Annotated in this window: 14 protein-coding genes; 8 read left to right on the top strand and 6 right to left on the bottom strand. The window is 72.3% G+C overall.

The genetic code is table 11. The annotated features are described in order from the left end of the window. The first annotated feature begins 20 nt into the window (after window positions 1–20). Complete coding sequence (locus ACZ6S8_RS21935) at window positions 21–674, top strand: pirin family protein (protein ID WP_469458169.1); 654 nt, start codon at window positions 21–23, stop codon at window positions 672–674. A gap of 34 nt (window positions 675–708) precedes the next feature. Here the strand turns inward: ACZ6S8_RS21935 and ACZ6S8_RS21930 are convergent, their stop codons facing one another. Beyond that, entirely contained in the window at window positions 709–1,533 is an 825-nt protein-coding gene (locus ACZ6S8_RS21930; RefSeq protein ID WP_469458383.1) for a serine hydrolase domain-containing protein, read from the bottom strand. 78 nt (window positions 1,534–1,611) lie between these two features. Here ACZ6S8_RS21930 and ACZ6S8_RS21925 point away from each other — a divergent pair, with 78 nt between their 5' ends. Next, window positions 1,612–2,070: a MerR family transcriptional regulator gene (locus tag ACZ6S8_RS21925; RefSeq protein WP_469458167.1), complete on the top strand. Its 459-nt coding sequence runs from the start codon at window positions 1,612–1,614 to the stop codon at window positions 2,068–2,070. Next, window positions 2,067–3,089 carry an aldo/keto reductase gene (locus tag ACZ6S8_RS21920; protein ID WP_469458165.1) on the top strand — a complete coding sequence of 341 codons (1,023 nt, stop codon included), beginning with the start codon at window positions 2,067–2,069 and terminating at the stop codon, window positions 3,087–3,089. The genes ACZ6S8_RS21925 and ACZ6S8_RS21920 overlap by 4 nt, the downstream gene beginning before the upstream one ends. Window positions 3,090–3,169: 80 nt before the next feature. On the opposite strand, the gene ACZ6S8_RS21915 is transcribed toward ACZ6S8_RS21920, so the two are convergent. From ACZ6S8_RS21915 to ACZ6S8_RS21905, 3 genes are all read right to left on the bottom strand, one after another. Next, a complete protein-coding gene (locus ACZ6S8_RS21915; RefSeq protein ID WP_469458163.1) occupies window positions 3,170–4,021 on the bottom strand; it encodes a DUF4429 domain-containing protein in 852 nt (283 codons plus the stop codon). Between the two features lie 66 nt (window positions 4,022–4,087). Further along, complete coding sequence (locus ACZ6S8_RS21910; RefSeq protein WP_469458381.1) at window positions 4,088–5,317, bottom strand: alpha/beta hydrolase; 1,230 nt, start codon at window positions 5,315–5,317, stop codon at window positions 4,088–4,090. 107 nt (window positions 5,318–5,424) lie between these two features. Continuing rightward, the gene (locus ACZ6S8_RS21905) at window positions 5,425–6,102 is read right to left on the bottom strand and encodes a TetR/AcrR family transcriptional regulator (RefSeq protein WP_469458161.1); all 678 of its coding nucleotides are present in this window, start codon (window positions 6,100–6,102) and stop codon (window positions 5,425–5,427) included. 139 nt (window positions 6,103–6,241) lie between these two features. Between ACZ6S8_RS21905 and ACZ6S8_RS21900 the strand changes: the two genes are divergently transcribed. Further along, the gene (locus ACZ6S8_RS21900; protein ID WP_469458159.1) at window positions 6,242–7,849 is read left to right on the top strand and encodes an MFS transporter; all 1,608 of its coding nucleotides are present in this window, start codon (window positions 6,242–6,244) and stop codon (window positions 7,847–7,849) included. A gap of 198 nt (window positions 7,850–8,047) precedes the next feature. Next, window positions 8,048–8,512 (top strand): peptidase inhibitor family I36 protein, encoded by a 465-nt coding sequence (locus ACZ6S8_RS21895; RefSeq protein ID WP_469458157.1) that lies wholly within the window; start codon window positions 8,048–8,050, stop codon window positions 8,510–8,512. Here the strand turns inward: ACZ6S8_RS21895 and ACZ6S8_RS21890 are convergent. Together ACZ6S8_RS21890 and aceE are read right to left on the bottom strand one after the other, a co-directional pair. Continuing rightward, window positions 8,493–9,347 (bottom strand): potassium channel family protein, encoded by an 855-nt coding sequence (locus tag ACZ6S8_RS21890; RefSeq protein WP_469458156.1) that lies wholly within the window; start codon window positions 9,345–9,347, stop codon window positions 8,493–8,495. The two genes, ACZ6S8_RS21895 and ACZ6S8_RS21890, sit on opposite strands and share 20 nt — an antisense overlap. Before the next feature lie 96 nt (window positions 9,348–9,443). Beyond that, window positions 9,444–12,176, bottom strand: coding sequence for a pyruvate dehydrogenase (acetyl-transferring), homodimeric type (gene aceE, locus ACZ6S8_RS21885; RefSeq protein WP_469458154.1), 2,733 nt, complete (start codon window positions 12,174–12,176; stop codon window positions 9,444–9,446). 459 nt (window positions 12,177–12,635) lie between these two features. Between aceE and ACZ6S8_RS21880 the strand changes: the two genes are divergently transcribed. The 3 genes from ACZ6S8_RS21880 to ACZ6S8_RS21870 all read left to right on the top strand — a co-directional run bounded on the left by ACZ6S8_RS21880 (window position 12,636) and on the right by ACZ6S8_RS21870 (window position 14,385). Then, on the top strand, window positions 12,636–13,064 hold the full coding sequence (locus tag ACZ6S8_RS21880) for a DUF3052 domain-containing protein (protein ID WP_469458153.1): 429 nt from the start codon (window positions 12,636–12,638) through the stop codon (window positions 13,062–13,064). A 159-nt stretch (window positions 13,065–13,223) separates the two neighbouring features. Then, on the top strand, window positions 13,224–13,682 hold the full coding sequence (locus tag ACZ6S8_RS21875) for a peroxiredoxin (RefSeq protein ID WP_383915417.1): 459 nt from the start codon (window positions 13,224–13,226) through the stop codon (window positions 13,680–13,682). Window positions 13,683–13,809: 127 nt separating this feature from the next. Further along, window positions 13,810–14,385 carry a TerD family protein gene (locus tag ACZ6S8_RS21870; RefSeq protein ID WP_267718442.1) on the top strand — a complete coding sequence of 192 codons (576 nt, stop codon included), beginning with the start codon at window positions 13,810–13,812 and terminating at the stop codon, window positions 14,383–14,385. Window positions 14,386–14,556 lie beyond the last annotated feature (171 nt).

Raw genomic sequence — 14,556 nt, 5'->3', positions numbered from 1 at the left:
CGGGGGTTACGGTGGCCTCCATGATTGATGTACGCCGCGCCGCAGACCGGTACGAGGGCGGGGACGTGCCCGCCGGGATCACCACCCGGCACGCCTTCTCCTTCGGGTCCTTCTACGACCCGGACAACCTGCGCTTCGGCCCCGTCCTGGCCTGCAACGAGGAGACCCTCGCGCCGGGCGCCGGCTTCGACGAGCACCCGCACAGCCACACCGAGATCGTGACCTGGGTGGTCGAGGGCGAGCTCACCCACCAGGACGGCACCGGCGAGAAGGGCCTGGTCGGGCCCGGGGACGTACAGCGGCTCAGCGCCGGATCCGGCGTCCGGCACGCGGAGCGCAACGACGGCGGGGGGCGGCTGCGCTTCGTTCAGCTCTGGCTCGCCCCGCTCGCCGCGGGCGGGGCCCCCTCCTACGACGTGCTCCGGGGCCTCGCCGACGGGACCCCGTACGCGGTGCCCGCGGCCGGCGCCGTCCTGCACGTCCGGCGGCCCGGCGCGGGCGAGCGGGTCGCCGTACCGGCGGCGGAGCGGGTCTACCTGCACGTGGTGCGCGGAGACCTGCGGCTGGACGGCGAGGAGCTGGGCCCCGGGGACTCGGTGCGGATCACCGCGGAGAAGGGCCTGGAGGTCACCGCCGGGTCACCGGGGGAGCTGCTGATCCTGGAGCTGCCGTAAGCGGGCGGGACCGGCGGGGCCCGACGGGGACCGGCTATGCGCGGGCCGCGGCGAGTTCGGCGAGGACCGCGTCGGTGAAGGGGGTCCAGGCCGACACGGCCCACGGCCCGAAGGCGCGGTCGGTCAGCGCCACGCACGCGGCGCCCGCGTCCGGGTCCACCCACAGGAAGGTGCCGGACTGGCCGAAGTGCCCGAAGGTCCGGGGCGAGGAGGCGGTGCCCGTCCAGTGCGGGGACTTCCCGTCGCGGATCTCCAGGCCGAGGCCCCAGTCGTTGGGGGACTGGTGCCCGTAGCCGGGCAGGACGCCCTTGAGGCCGGGGTGGACCACGGAGGTGGCCGCGGCGACCGTGCGGACGTCCAGCAGCCGGGGGGCCTGCAGCTCCGCCGCGAAGCGGACCAGGTCGGCGACGGTGGACACGCCGTCCTTGGCGGGCGAGCCCTCCAGGGTGCTCGACGCCATGCCCAGCGGCTCGAAGACCGCCTCGTGCAGGTACTGCGCGAAGGGGATGCCGGTGGCCTTCGCGATGTGGTCGCCGAGCTCCTCGAAGCCCGCGTTCGAGTACAGCCTGCGCTGTCCGGGCGGAGCCGTCGCGCGGTGCTCGTCGAAGGCCAGGCCGCTGGTGTGCGCGAGCAGGTGACGGACCGTCGACCCCTCGGGCCCGGCCGGCTCGTCCAGCTCCAGCGCCCCCTCCTCGTACGCCACCAGCGCGGCGTACGCGGTGAGCGGCTTGGTCACCGAGGCCAGGGGGAAGCGGTGGTCGAGGGGGCCGTGCGACCCGGCCGTGCTCCCGTCGGCCCGCACGACGGCCGCCGCGGCGGTCGTCACCGGCCAGCTCTCGATGATCCGCAGGCTTTCCATGCCGTTCCCGGCCTCCACGCTCTCCATGCGGCCGAGCCTACTTGCTTGGAGTGCACTCCAAGGTTTTAGCGTGGAGGCATGAGCCAGAGCCTGACGCAGACGCGGTACACGATCAGCGAGGTCGAGGCGCGGACCGGTCTGACCCAGCACACGCTGCGCTGGTACGAGCGGATCGGCCTGATGCCGCACGTGGACCGCTCCCACTCGGGCCAGCGGCGCTTCAGCGACAAGGACCTCGACTGGCTGGCCTTCGTGGGCAAGCTGCGCGCCACCGGCATGTCGGTCGCGGACATGGTCCGCTACGCCGGGCTGGTCCGCGAGGGCGGGCACACGGTCGACGAACGGCGCGAGCTGCTGGAGCGGACGCGGCGCGAGGTACGGACCCGCATCACGGAGCTGACGGACGCGCTCGCGGTACTGGACTACAAGATCGACCTGTACGCGGCGAAGCCGGCCCCGCACCACGCGGCTCCGGTGGACTCCGCCTCGACGCACGCGACGCCGGTGGAGGCGGTCGCGGGGAAGGTACGGCCATGACGGAGCACGGCACCACCATCGACCGGGTCGCACTCGGCAAGGGGGGCCCGGAGGTCGGGGTGCAGGGCCTCGGCTGCATGGGCATGAGCGAGTTCTACGGCGACACCGACGAGGCGGCGGCCCGGGCGACCCTGGAGGCGGCGCTGGACGCCGGCGTCACCCTCCTCGACACCGCGGACGTGTACGGCCGCGGGCGCAACGAGGAGTTCCTCGCGCCGTTCGTGGCCGCGCACCGGGACGGGATCACCCTGGCCACCAAGTTCGCCATAGAGCGCACCGACGACCCGCACTTCCGGGGCATCCGCAACGACCGGGCGTACGTCCGCCGGGCCGTCGAGGACAGCCTGCGCCGGCTCGGGGTGGACGTCATCGACCTGTACTACATGCACCGCCGCGACCCGGCCGTGCCGCTCGCCGAGTCGGTGGGTGCCATGGCGGAACTGGTCCGCGAGGGCAAGGTGCGCCACCTCGGGCTCAGCGAGGTCACCGGCGCGGAGCTGCGCGAGGCGTACGCCGTGCACCCGATCGCGGCGCTCCAGTCCGAGTGGTCGCTGTTCAGCCGGGACGTGGAGCGCAGCGCGGTGGGCGCCGCGGCCGAGCTGGGCGTGGCCTTCGTCCCGTACTCCCCGCTCGGGCGCGGCTTCCTCACCGGAGCCTTCGCCGACGCGGGCACGGACCTGCCGGCGGGCGACTTCCGCGTCCACCAGCCCCGGTTCACCGGCGACAACGCGAAGGCCAACGCGGAACTGCTGGCCCCGGTGCGGGAGATCGCCCGGGCGCACGGCGCCACCCCGGCGCAGATCGCCCTGGCCTGGGTGCAGCAGCGGGCGGCCGTGCACGGGCTGACCGTGGTGCCGATCCCGGGCACCCGCAAGCCGGAACGGCTCGCGGAGAACGCGGCGGCGACGCGGATCACCCTGACGGAGGCGGAGCTGGCGCTGCTGGAGCCGATCGCCGGCCGGGTCGCGGGGGACCGCTACCCGGACATGAGCTCCACCTCGGCGGCCCGCGAGGACTGAGCGTCCGGCCCGCGGCGCGCCCACCGGGGCTCGGCGGGCCCTACCGGAGCTCGGCGGGCCCTACCTGGACTCGGGGCGCCCTACCGGGACTCGGCCGCGAACCGCTCCCGCAGCGCCGTGTACTCGGCGTCCGTCAGCAGGCCCGCGCCGTACAGCTCGCCGAGGTGGCGCAGCCGGTCGTCGTCGCCGCCGGAGCGGGCCCGGGGCACCGAGGCGACCGGGGTGCGGCCGGGCAGGGCGGCGAGGACGGCCGCGGCGAACGGCAGCGACTCGTGCACCGCCCCGCAGCCCACGCCGAAGACGGCCGCGGCCAGGTCGTGGTCCGGGCGGGGGTCGCCGACGGCGTCCCGCAGGAGCAGCCGCAGGTGGCCGCCCGAGCCGCTCGGGGCGACCCACTCGACCCCGGCGAGGGCGGCCAGCGGGTACCGCTGGTCGCCCGCCTTCCACTTGGTGCCGGTGGCGCCCGTACGGGACCACTGGAAGGTCACCGCCGAACCGTCGAAGCCGACCCGCGCGTCGTACGCCTTCAGCTGGACCGGGGGCTGCGCCGCGCCGACCAGGAACTCCCCGGAGGGCTCGGCGGCTTCGGGGCCCAGACGGGCGCGCAGGGCGTCGGCGAAAGCCTCGGCACGGGATGCCCGGTCGGCGGGCAGCACCAGCCGGTAGGGGTCGCAGGACTCCCGCAACTGCCCGTCGGCGGCCTCCATCAGCGGATCGGCGCCCGGCCGGGGGAGGGCGCGCAGAACCACCGTGTTCCGCTTCCCCGCGGTCACGGTCAGCCCGGACACCGCTTCGAGGGGGACCCGGCGCGAGCCGAGGGCCTGCCAGAGCCTCGGCGCCCTGATTCCCCGTGCGAAGCGGATGAGCACCGAGTCCGATTCGAACTCCCAGACGGCATGGTTTCCGGCCAGTACGTCACCCATGCGGGCCATCGTAGAGGGAGGTGCCCCCGCGCGTCCCCCTCGGTGCGGGGTCCGTTTGCCGGGCCTCTACGCGCGTCAGTCCTGCACGTCCCCGGAAATTCCGCTCCGGCAGGCATCGTCCCCGGTCGCGCAGACAACGGAACCGAACGCGCCGGTTCCGATCTTCGCGAAGTTCTCCACGGAGCCCGTCCCTGGCGCGAAATAGCCGGTGTGGGTCCTGGCTCCGGCCGAGGACAGCAGCCGCGCGCCGAACTCCGGGGACACCGGGTCGGCCCCGTGGCCCAGCCCGCCGAACTCCAGGTGCGGCACGTCCGCGATCCAGTCGTCCTCGTCGCGGGTCGCCCACACCCGGGCCGAGGTGTGCAGCCCCTCGACGTTCTCCGCGCGCATCCCGGGGCTCCCCAGCACCACCACGTCGGTGACCCGGCGCGGCAGCGCCCGGGCGGCGACCCCGCACACCACCGACCCGTAGCTGTGGCAGAACAGGGCCACGCTCGCCCTCCCGGGCAGGGCGGCGGCCAGCGCGTTGAGCCGGACGGCGCCGTCCACGGCCATCCGGCCGGTGGCGGCGTCCATGCCGACCCCGGTCGGCGCGGTGTAGCCGGCCCAGGCGATGACCGCGGTGCGGCTGCCGGGCGCGGCGGCGCGCTGGGTCTCGTACAGGGACTCGGCCATGCCGACGGGGGCGGTGAACCGGCGCTGGGTGCGCTCGAAGGTGATCAGGTCGGTGTCGACGCCCGGGACGACCACCGAGACCCGGCGGGCCCGGTCCAGGTCGCCGAAGACCTCCGCGACGCGGCCGCCACCGGTGGGGTCGAACGAGAGGATCTGCCGCCCGGACCCGGAGAGCGAGGCGAGCCGGTGCGCGCGGCGGGTGGCCGCGGCCCGGTCGGCCGGGGTGAGCGCCACGTCGCGGCTGCGCGCGGTCTCGACCTGCTCCGCCTGGGCGAGGCCGTGGAGGTTGGCCTGGTAGCGGACGGCGGTGGGCACCCCGCCGAGGTTGCCGACCACGAGGGGGTAGCCCTCGGCCAGCCGGGTCCGCTGGGAGCGGTCCAGGCCCGCGAAGAAGCGGGCGACCGTCCGGGCGGGCGCGTCGGCGGCCGGTACGGGGCGCCCGTCGATCCGGGCCTGCGCCCAGGCGGCGAGGGCCGCGGCCCGCAGCGGGGTGCCGCCCTCGGGGCGGTGGACCGCGGTCCAGCCCGTGGTCGCCAGCATGACGAAGACGACCGCCAGCGCGAGCAGGATGCGCAGGGCGGCGGGGCGCGGGTCTGCGCCTGGGGCGGTGGGGAGGGCGGGGCCGGGCAGTTTCACTGCGACCAGCGTAGGAGAATCCCCGCGGATACGGCGTGCGGGGTGACGGGATTCACGGCCGTCCGGGGCATGGATGCGGGCGGCCGGGGCAAGTGATGTCGTCAGGCCCGCGTGCCGGGCGGCGCGGTCCGCCAGTCGGCGGCCAGGGCCGGGCCGATCTGGTCGAGGTAGGCCTCGGTCATCCGCCGGATGGCGGCCACGCTGGCGTCCTCGCCCTGGCCCCACAGCCGCCCGGTCACCCGCATCACACCGGAGAACGCGGCGACGGCGACCCGGGGCCGCGGGTCGGCGTCCACGTCGAGGCCCTCGCGCTCGGCGATCAGCCGGGAGATCCGCTCCTCCAGCTCGGTGGAGCGGCGCAGGTGCACGGCCAGCAGGGCCGGGGTGGACTCGATCAGCCGGTAGCTGCGCATGTAGAGCTCGACGGGGACCACGTCGGACAGGGCCTCCTCCACCGTGTCCCAGGCGGCGAGCACGGCGGCCCGCATCGCCCGCAGGGGCCCCTCGGCGGCCGGACGGGCGCGGAGCTCGGCGACGAAGTGCGACTCGACGAGGTCCTGCACCGCGAAGACGGCCTCCTCCTTGTTGGCGAAGTACCGGAAGAAGGTGCGCTGGGAGACGTCCACCACTTCGGCGATCTCGTCGACGGTCGTCCGCTCGTACCCCTGGGAGATGAAGAGCAGGAGGGCGGCGCGCAGCAGCGCGTCCCGGGTGCGCCGCTTCTTGCGTTCGCGCAGCCCGGCCGCCGGGGCGGCCGGCGCCGGCCGCTCGTCGGTCATCACCGAGGGTTCCCCTCCGCAGCTGGTCCGGCGTCGATCTGACGCTGAGTGAGCGGTCAGGGTACCTGTGACCGACGCGACAGTTACCGTCCGGTTAAGCCGTTTGTGAAGTGTCAGCCGCTGTCACTAGCCTGCTCGCATGACTAGTCAGATCACCGTCGACGACCAGGTGCCCGCCAAGGAACCAGGATCGGCGCCGGCCCCCACCGGGCTGCGCGGCCACCCCTGGCTGACCCTCTTCGCCGTCGCGATCGGCGTCATGATGGTCACCCTGGACGGCACGATCGTCGCCGTCGCCAACCCCGCGATCCAGAAGGACCTCGGCGCGTCGCTCGCCGAGGTGCAGTGGATCACCAACGGCTACCTCCTCGCCCTCGCGGTCTCCCTGATCACCGCGGGCAAGCTCGGCGACCGCTTCGGCCACCGCCAGACGTTCCTCATCGGCATCGCGGGCTTCGCGGTCTCCTCCGCCGCGATCGGGCTGTCCACCGGCGTCGAGCTGGTCATCGGCTTCCGCGTCGCCCAGGGCCTCTTCGGCGCCCTGCTGATGCCCGCCGCGCTCGGACTGCTGCGCGCCACCTTCCCCGCCGAGAAGCTGAACATGGCCATCGGCATCTGGGGCATGGTCATCGGCGCCTCGACCGCTGCCGGGCCCATCGTCGGCGGCCTGCTCGTCGAGCACGTCAGCTGGCAGTCCGTCTTCTTCATCAACGTGCCCGTCGGCATCGTCGCCCTGCTCTTCGGCCTGTTCATCCTGGTCGACCACCGGGCCGCGAAGGCTCCGCGCTCCTTCGACGTCCTCGGCATCCTGCTGCTGTCGGGCGCGATGTTCTCCCTCATCTGGGCCCTGATCAAGGCCGCCGAGTGGGGCTGGGGCGACTACAAGACCCTGCTCTTCCTCGGTGCCGCGGTGCTCGGCTTCGTCCTCTTCACACTGTGGGAGGGCCGGGTCTCCGAACCGCTCATCCCGCTGGGCATGTTCCGCTCGCTGCCGCTGTCCGCGGGCACCGTGCTGATGGTGCTGATGGCGTTCGCCTTCATGGGCGGCCTGTTCTTCGTCACCTTCTACCTGCAGAACGTGCACGGCATGAGCCCGGTCGACAGCGGTCTGCACCTGCTCCCGCTCACCGGCATGATGATCATCGGTTCGCCGCTGGCCGGCATCGCCATCACCAAGGTCGGCCCGCGCATCCCGCTCGTCGCCGGCATGGTCGCCACCGCGGCCGCCTGCTTCGGGATGGCGCAGCTCACCCCGGGCACCGGCACCGCGGTCATGTCCCTCTGGTTCGCCCTCCTCGGCCTCGGCCTCGCGCCCGTCATGGTCGGCGCCACCGAGGTCATCGTCGGCAACGCCCCGCTGGAGCTGTCCGGCGTCGCCGGAGGCCTCCAGCAGGCCGCCATGCAGGTAGGCGGCAGCCTCGGCACCGCCGTCCTCGGAGCGGTCATGGCCAGCACCGTCGGCAACTCGTTCGGGGACAACTGGCGGGCCGCGGAACTGCCCCCGCTCAGCCCCGAGCAGATGGAACTCGCCGAGCGCGGCATCCAGGTCGGCATCGCGCCCATACCGCCCGGCGCTCCCGAGGCCGTCGCGCAGGCGATCACCAAGGTCGCGCACGACACGTTCGTGGACGGCATGGGCACGGCCTTCACCGTGGCCGGGGTCGTCGCGGTCCTCGCCGCCGTCGTCGCCTGCTTCACCAAGCGCGGCGAGAACGCCGTCGAGGGGGCGGGCGCGGCCCACGTCTGACGGCCCGCACCCGGCGCCCCGCAGGCGTCAACCCCGTACGCGCGACAGCCCCGCCGGAGGTACCCGGCGGGGCTGTCGCCTATCAGGGTGGACCCGGCCCCGGCCTCTTCCGTCCGCACGTCACCGCAGGTCAGCGTGGTGCCAACGGCGCTCCGGAACGGTCCGGGGCGCACCGCGTCCACAAGGAGTTGACCCGTCATGCGTACGTGTAACAGCCCGCGCGGCACCACCGTCCTGGCCGCCACGGTCCTCGCCGTCACCGCGTTCCTCCCGAGCACCGCGCCCGCCGCCCACGCCGCCACCTCGCACGCGGCCACCGCGCAGGCCGGCGCCCAGGCCCCCGCCGCGCCGGGGCGCCCCGCCGCCGGGCGGGCGCCCGCCGCGGCGAACTGCGCGGCCGGCCAGCTGTGCCTCTGGGCGAAACCGGACTTCACCGGCACCCGGCAGGTCCACGAGCTCAGCACCCTCGACATCAACAGCTGCACGGCCCTGCCCGCCGGCAAGAGCGCCCAGGCCCTCGCCAACCGGACGGGCCGCCCGGTGACCACGTACCAGTCGGCCGAGTGCGCGGAGACCGGGGAGTTCCAGACCTATCCGGGCGACGGGGTCTGGCTGCCCCAATCGCCCTACCAGGTGAGGGCCTTCAAGGTGTGGGAGCACTAGACCGCACGGCCGCGGCCGTGGCGGCGCCGGCCGCCGCGGCCGGGACCCGGGCCGCGGCGCCCGGGTCCGGAGCCGGTCCGCCGGCCGCCGTACCCGGGGCCGGTGCAGGAACCGGTCCGCCCAGCCGGGCCACCTCCGCGCGCAGCGCCCGTACCTCCGCGGCCAGTTCGGCGATCGCGGCCGTCTGCTCCCGCTCCGCCCGGTCGTCGCGCTCGAAACGGGAGATGAACCAGGCCGCGATATTGGCGGTGACCACACCCAGCAGGGCGATGCCCGACAGCATCAGCCCCACCGCCAGCAGCCGGCCCAGGCCGGTCGTGGGGGAGTGGTCGCCGTATCCGACCGTCGTCATCGTGGTGACCGACCACCACAGGGCGTCGCCCAGGTTCTTGATGTTGCCACCCGGAGCGTCCCGCTCCACGCTCAGCACCGCCAGCGAACCGAACATCAGCAGCCCGACCACCGCACCCGCCACGTACGTGGTCAGCCGGATCTGCGGAGCCATCCGGGCCCGGCGCCCCACCAGCAGCAGCGTGGACACCAGCCGCAGCAGCCGCAGCGGCTGGATCATCGGCAGCAGGACCGCCGCCAGGTCCATCCAGTGCGTCCGGACGAAGGCCTTCCGTGCGGGTGACAGGCCCAGCCGCACGAGGTAGTCGCAGGCGAAGGCCGCCCACACCACCCACTCGGTGACCAGGCACGCCCGGTGCACCACCGGCGGCGCGTCCGGTGCCACGATCGGCACGGCGTACGCGAGGGCGAAGCCCGTGGCGAGGACGAGCAGCGGGGTCTGGCTCCGCCGCTCCCACGCCACCTGGCGGGAGAGTTCCTTCATGCGGAGCATCGTAAGGAACGCATAAAGCCGGGACGGCCCCCGGGGGAGTCCCCGGGGGCCGTCCTCAGCAGTTCCGCGTCGACGCGGAGGCCGACCTCAGGCGTCGCCGCCCGCCGCGCCCGGCTCGGCGGCCGCCACGTCCAGGAGCTGGTAGCGGTCGACGGCCTGCTTCAGCACCGAGCGGTCGATCTTCCCGTCCCGGGCGAGCTCGGTCAGCGTCGCCAGGACCACCGACTGGGCGTCGATGTGGAAGAAGCGCCGGGCCGCGCCGCGCGTGTCCGCGAAGCCGAAGCCGTCCGCGCCGAGCGAGGTGTACGTACCGGGCACCCACCGCGAGATCTGGTCCGGGACCGCCCGCATCCAGTCCGAGACCGCCACGAACGGCCCCTCGGCGCCGGACAGCTTGCGCGTCACGTACGGCACGCGCTGCTCCTCCTCCGGGTGGAGCAGGTTGTGCTCCTCCACCGCGACGGCCTCGCGCCGCAGCTCGTTCCAGGAGGTGGCCGACCAGACGTCCGCCCGGACGCCCCAGTCCTGCGCCAGCAGCCGCTGCGCCTCCAGCGCCCACGGCACCGCCACGCCCGAGGCCATGAGCTGCGCCCCGATCGTGCCCTCGGTGCCCTGCGACACCCGGTGGATGCCCTGGAGGATGCCGTCCACATCGACGCCGTCCGGCTCCGCCGGGTGCTGGATCGGCTCGTTGTAGACGGTCAGGTAGTAGAAGACGTCCTCGGCTTCGGGGCCGTACATCCGCCGCAGGCCGTCCTTGACGATGTGCGCGATCTCGTAGCCGTAGGCCGGGTCGTAGGCCACGCAGCCCGGGTTCGTCGACGCCAGCAGCTGGGAGTGGCCGTCGGCGTGCTGGAGGCCCTCACCCGTGAGGGTGGTCCGGCCGGCGGTGGCGCCGAGGACGAACCCGCGCGCGAGCTGGTCGGCCATCTGCCAGAACTGGTCACCGGTGCGCTGGAAACCGAACATCGAGTAGAAGACGTAGACCGGGATCAGCGGTTCGCCGTGCGTCGCGTACGCCGAGCCCGCGGCGATCAGCGAGGCCGTGCAGCCCGCCTCCGAGATGCCGTCGTGCAGCATCTGGCCGGTCGGGGACTCCTTGTACGCGAGCAGCAGGTCGCGGTCGACCGCCTCGTACTGCTGGCCCAGCGGGTTGTAGATCTTGGCGCTCGGGAAGAACGCGTCCATGCCGAAGGTGCGGTACTCGTCGGGCGCGATCAGCACGAAGCGCTTGCCGATCTCCTTGTCCCGCATCAGGTCCTTCAGGATGCGGACGAACGCCATCGTCGTGGCGATCGACTGCTGGCCCGAGCCCTTCTTCGCGGCGGCGTACGTCTTCTCGTCCGGCAGCTGCAGCGGCTTCGCACGCACCACGCGGGTCGGCACGTAGCCGCCCAGCGCGCTGCGCCGGTCGTGCATGTACTGGATCTCCGGGGAGTTGCGGCCCGGGTGGTAGTACGGCGGGGCGCCGGCGTCCAGCTGCGCGTCCGTGATCGGGATGTGCAGGCGGTCGCGGAAGCGCTTGAGGTCGTCGACCGTCAGCTTCTTCATCTGGTGCGTCGCGTTGCGGCCCTCGAAGTTCGGGCCGAGCGTCCAGCCCTTGACCGTCTGCGCCAGGATGACCGTCGGCTGGCCCTTGTGCGCCTTGGCCGCCGCGTACGCCGCGTAGACCTTCTTGTGGTCGTGGCCGCCGCGGCCCAGGTGCTGGATCTGGTAGTCGGACATGTTCTCGACCATCGCGCGCAGCCGCTGGTCGCCGCCGAAGAAGTGCTCGCGGATGTACGCGCCCGACTCGGTGGCGTACGTCTGGAACTGGCCGTCGGGCGTGGTGTTCATCTTGTTGACCAGGATGCCGTCGCGGTCCTGGGCCAGCAGCGGGTCCCAGGAGCGGTCCCAGATCAGCTTGATGACGTTCCAGCCGGCGCCGCGGAACTGCGACTCCAGCTCCTGCATGATCTTGCCGTTGCCGCGCACCGGGCCGTCGAGGCGCTGCAGGTTGCAGTTGACGACGAAGGTCAGGTTGTCGAGGTTCTCGCGGGCCGCGATCGACAGCTGGCCGAGCGACTCCGGCTCGTCCATCTCGCCGTCGCCCAGGTACGCCCATACGTGGGACTTGGAGGTGTCCGCGATGCCGCGCGCCTCCATGTACCGGTTCATCCGGGCCTGGTAGATCGCACCGAGCGGGCCGAGGCCCATCGAGACGGTCGGGAACTCCCAGAAGTCCGGCATCAGCCGCGGGTGCGGGTAGCTGGACAGGCCGTACGGGGCCTTCGACTTCTCCTGGCGGAACGCGTCGAGCTGCTGCTCGGAGAGCCGGTCCAGGAGGTAGGCGCGGGCGTAGATGCCCGGGGAGGCGTGGCCCTGGAAGAAGATCTGGTCGCCGCCGTCACCCTCGTCCTTGCCCCGGAAGAAGTGGTTGAAGCCCACGTCGTAGAGGGAGGCGGAGGAGGCGAAGGTGGCGATGTGGCCGCCGACGCCGATTCCGGGGCGCTGGGCGCGCGAGACCATGACGGCCGCGTTCCACCGGGTGGCGTTGAGGACCTTGCGCTCGATCTCCTCGTTGCCCGGGAAGAACGGCTCGTCCTTGGTGGCGATCGTGTTGACGTAGTCCGTGGAGCGCATCTCGGGCACGGCCACGCGCTTCTCGCGGGCCCGCTCGATCAGCCGCAGCATCAGGTAGCGGGCGCGCTCGCGGCCCCGCTCGTCGACGGCGGCGTCGAGGGAGTCGAGCCACTCCTGGGTTTCTTCCGGATCGAAGTCCGGTACCTGGCTCGGAAGGCCGCCAATGATGATCGGGTTGCGATCGGATGCGGAAGCCACGCTGTTCCTTCACTGTCGGGGTGGTCGTGCCGGAGTCGTGCTGGAGTCGTACCTGGGGGCGCCGCCTCCCATGGTCTTACGCTCGGCCGGGAACGTCATCTTTACCCCCGGGTAATCCCCGGAGCCGGCGGGGTTTTCGAGCCGGGAGACCGGTGACGATCCGGCCGAAACGTCACCTTACGCCCATGCCGGACGATGATTTCGCAAGGCCGTTCGTCCCTCAAACAGGTAGGAAAGTCCTCACACGATGCCGAATGAGCTGGAATGGTGTGGGATGAATCACCGGAGGTGCGCGCGGGCAGGCTGAAAGTTGCGGCGAGACGGCCGCAATCGTCACCGTTTCGACGGTCTCGGCGGCCGGGTACTTGCGCGATCCGCCGCGTCCGTGTGGACTACGCCCAATGCTGCGCGTACGCGCGCCGCCGAAGACATTCACCGAACATGAGCAGGAGGCACCCCGTGAGCGCGACCGCGGACCACGCGGAGAGCCCGGTCACCCGACTTGGCTTCCAGTCCGACCAGGTGGTCCAGGAGATCGGCTACGACGACGATGTCGATCAGGATTTCCGTGAGGCCATCCAGGACCAGATCGGCAGCGACCTCGTCGACGAGGACTACGACGACGAGGTCGACGCCGTGGTCCTCTGGTTCCGGGAAGAGGACGGCGACCTGACCGACGCACTCGTCGACGCCATCGAGCTGGTCGACGAGAGTGCCGTCGTCCTGCTGCTGACTCCGAAGACCGGCCGTGCCGGCTTCGTGGAGGCCAGCGACATCAGCGAGGCCGTCGAGACCGCCGGCCTCTCCCAGGCCAAGCCCGTCAGCGTGGGCAAGGACTGGACCGCCACCAAGCTGGTGACGCCCAAGGCCGCAGCCAAGAAGCGCTGAGCCGCGCCTCGCAGTCGAAGCGGACACGCACGCCCCGCCGATCCGGGTTGACCCCGGCCGGCGGGGCGTGCGCGTTCACGGCCGCCGGGCCCCCAGGGCCTAGGCTGGCACCACCCGAACGGCCCAACGCGGCGAAGCAGGAACGAAGGGATGCGAAAGATGGCGATCGAGGTCGGCGACAAGGCCCCGGACTTCGAGCTCAAGGACAACCACGGCGCCACCGTGCGGCTCTCGGACTTCCGGGGGGAGAAGGCCGTCGTGCTGCTCTTCTACCCGTTCGCCTTCACCGGCGTCTGCACCGGCGAGCTGTGCGAGCTGCGCGACCAGCTGCCGCGCTTCCAGAACGACGACGTGCAGCTCCTGGCGGTCTCCAACGACTCCGTGCCGACCCTGCGGGTCTTCGGCGAGCAGGAGGGCCTGGAGTACCCGCTGCTGTCGGACTTCTGGCCGCACGGCGAGACCTCCCGCGCGTACGGCGTCTTCGACGAGGAGAAGGGCTGCGCGGTCCGCGGCACCTTCATCATCGACAAGGACGGCGTGGTGCGGTGGACTGTCGTCAACGGGCTGCCCGACGCGCGTGACCTGAACGAGTACGTCACCGCGCTCGACAGCCTCTGAGAGTCTCCGGGCAGCATCAGCACTAAAACCGCGTACAGGCGGGAACCCGTCACTAGGATCGAAACGTTGATCCGGTAGCAAACGCACGACGGGGGCACCGCCCCACACAGAAACCAATGGAGGACCCGTGGGAGTCAGCCTCAGCAAGGGCGGCAACGTCTCGCTGACCAAGGCCGCGCCTAACCTGACGGCGGTCATCGTCGGTCTGGGCTGGGACGCTCGTACCACCACCGGCGGCGACTTCGACCTCGACGCCAGCGCGATCCTGACCAACGACCAGGGCAAGGTCGCCAACGACTCGAACTTCGTGTTCTTCAACAACCTGAAGAGCCCCGACGGTTCCGTCGAGCACACCGGTGACAACACCACCGGTGAGGGCGAAGGCGACGACGAGGCCATCAAGGTCAACCTCGCCGGCGTCCCGGCCGACGTCGCCAAGATCGTCTTCCCGGTCTCGATCTACGAGGCCGAGAGCCGCCAGCAGAGCTTCGGCCAGGTCCGCAACGCCTACATCCGCGTCGTGAACCAGTCGGACAACACCGAGCTCGCCCGCTACGACCTCTCCGAGGACGCGTCGACCGAGACCGCCATGGTCTTCGGCGAGCTCTACCGCAACGGCGCCGAATGGAAGTTCCGTGCCATCGGCCAGGGCTACGCCTCGGGCCTGCGCGGCATCGCGCAGGACTTCGGCGTCAACGTCTGAGCCCAGAGCTGTTCACCCGTCCGGCGCCGTGCACTGTGTGTACGGCGCCGGACGGGCTTTGGCCGCCTGTGGCGGGCCGGTGCACGGCACCGCCGACCGCGGCCCACCCGTAACGCAGCCACACCCGCATCACCCGTAACGCCGCCACACCCCTATCGCCGCCACACCCGC

The organism is Streptomyces sp. NPDC048461, from assembly GCF_055587105.1.
This window is presented reverse-complemented; position numbering and strand designations above follow the sequence as displayed.

What these genes read in the sequence shown, in the direction of transcription:
- ACZ6S8_RS21935 (WP_469458169.1), top strand. Translation starts at nt 21, where the DNA reads ATGATTGATGTACGCCGCGCCGCAGACCGGTACGAGGGCGGGGACGTG.
- ACZ6S8_RS21930 (WP_469458383.1), bottom strand. Translation starts at nt 1,533, where the DNA reads ATGGAAAGCCTGCGGATCATCGAGAGCTGGCCGGTGACGACCGCCGCG.
- ACZ6S8_RS21925 (WP_469458167.1), top strand. Translation starts at nt 1,612, where the DNA reads ATGAGCCAGAGCCTGACGCAGACGCGGTACACGATCAGCGAGGTCGAG.
- ACZ6S8_RS21920 (WP_469458165.1), top strand. Translation starts at nt 2,067, where the DNA reads ATGACGGAGCACGGCACCACCATCGACCGGGTCGCACTCGGCAAGGGG.
- ACZ6S8_RS21915 (WP_469458163.1), bottom strand. Translation starts at nt 4,021, where the DNA reads ATGGCCCGCATGGGTGACGTACTGGCCGGAAACCATGCCGTCTGGGAG.
- ACZ6S8_RS21905 (WP_469458161.1), bottom strand. Translation starts at nt 6,102, where the DNA reads ATGACCGACGAGCGGCCGGCGCCGGCCGCCCCGGCGGCCGGGCTGCGC.
- ACZ6S8_RS21900 (WP_469458159.1), top strand. Translation starts at nt 6,242, where the DNA reads ATGACTAGTCAGATCACCGTCGACGACCAGGTGCCCGCCAAGGAACCA.
- ACZ6S8_RS21895 (WP_469458157.1), top strand. Translation starts at nt 8,048, where the DNA reads ATGCGTACGTGTAACAGCCCGCGCGGCACCACCGTCCTGGCCGCCACG.
- ACZ6S8_RS21890 (WP_469458156.1), bottom strand. Translation starts at nt 9,347, where the DNA reads ATGAAGGAACTCTCCCGCCAGGTGGCGTGGGAGCGGCGGAGCCAGACC.
- ACZ6S8_RS21875 (WP_383915417.1), top strand. Translation starts at nt 13,224, where the DNA reads ATGGCGATCGAGGTCGGCGACAAGGCCCCGGACTTCGAGCTCAAGGAC.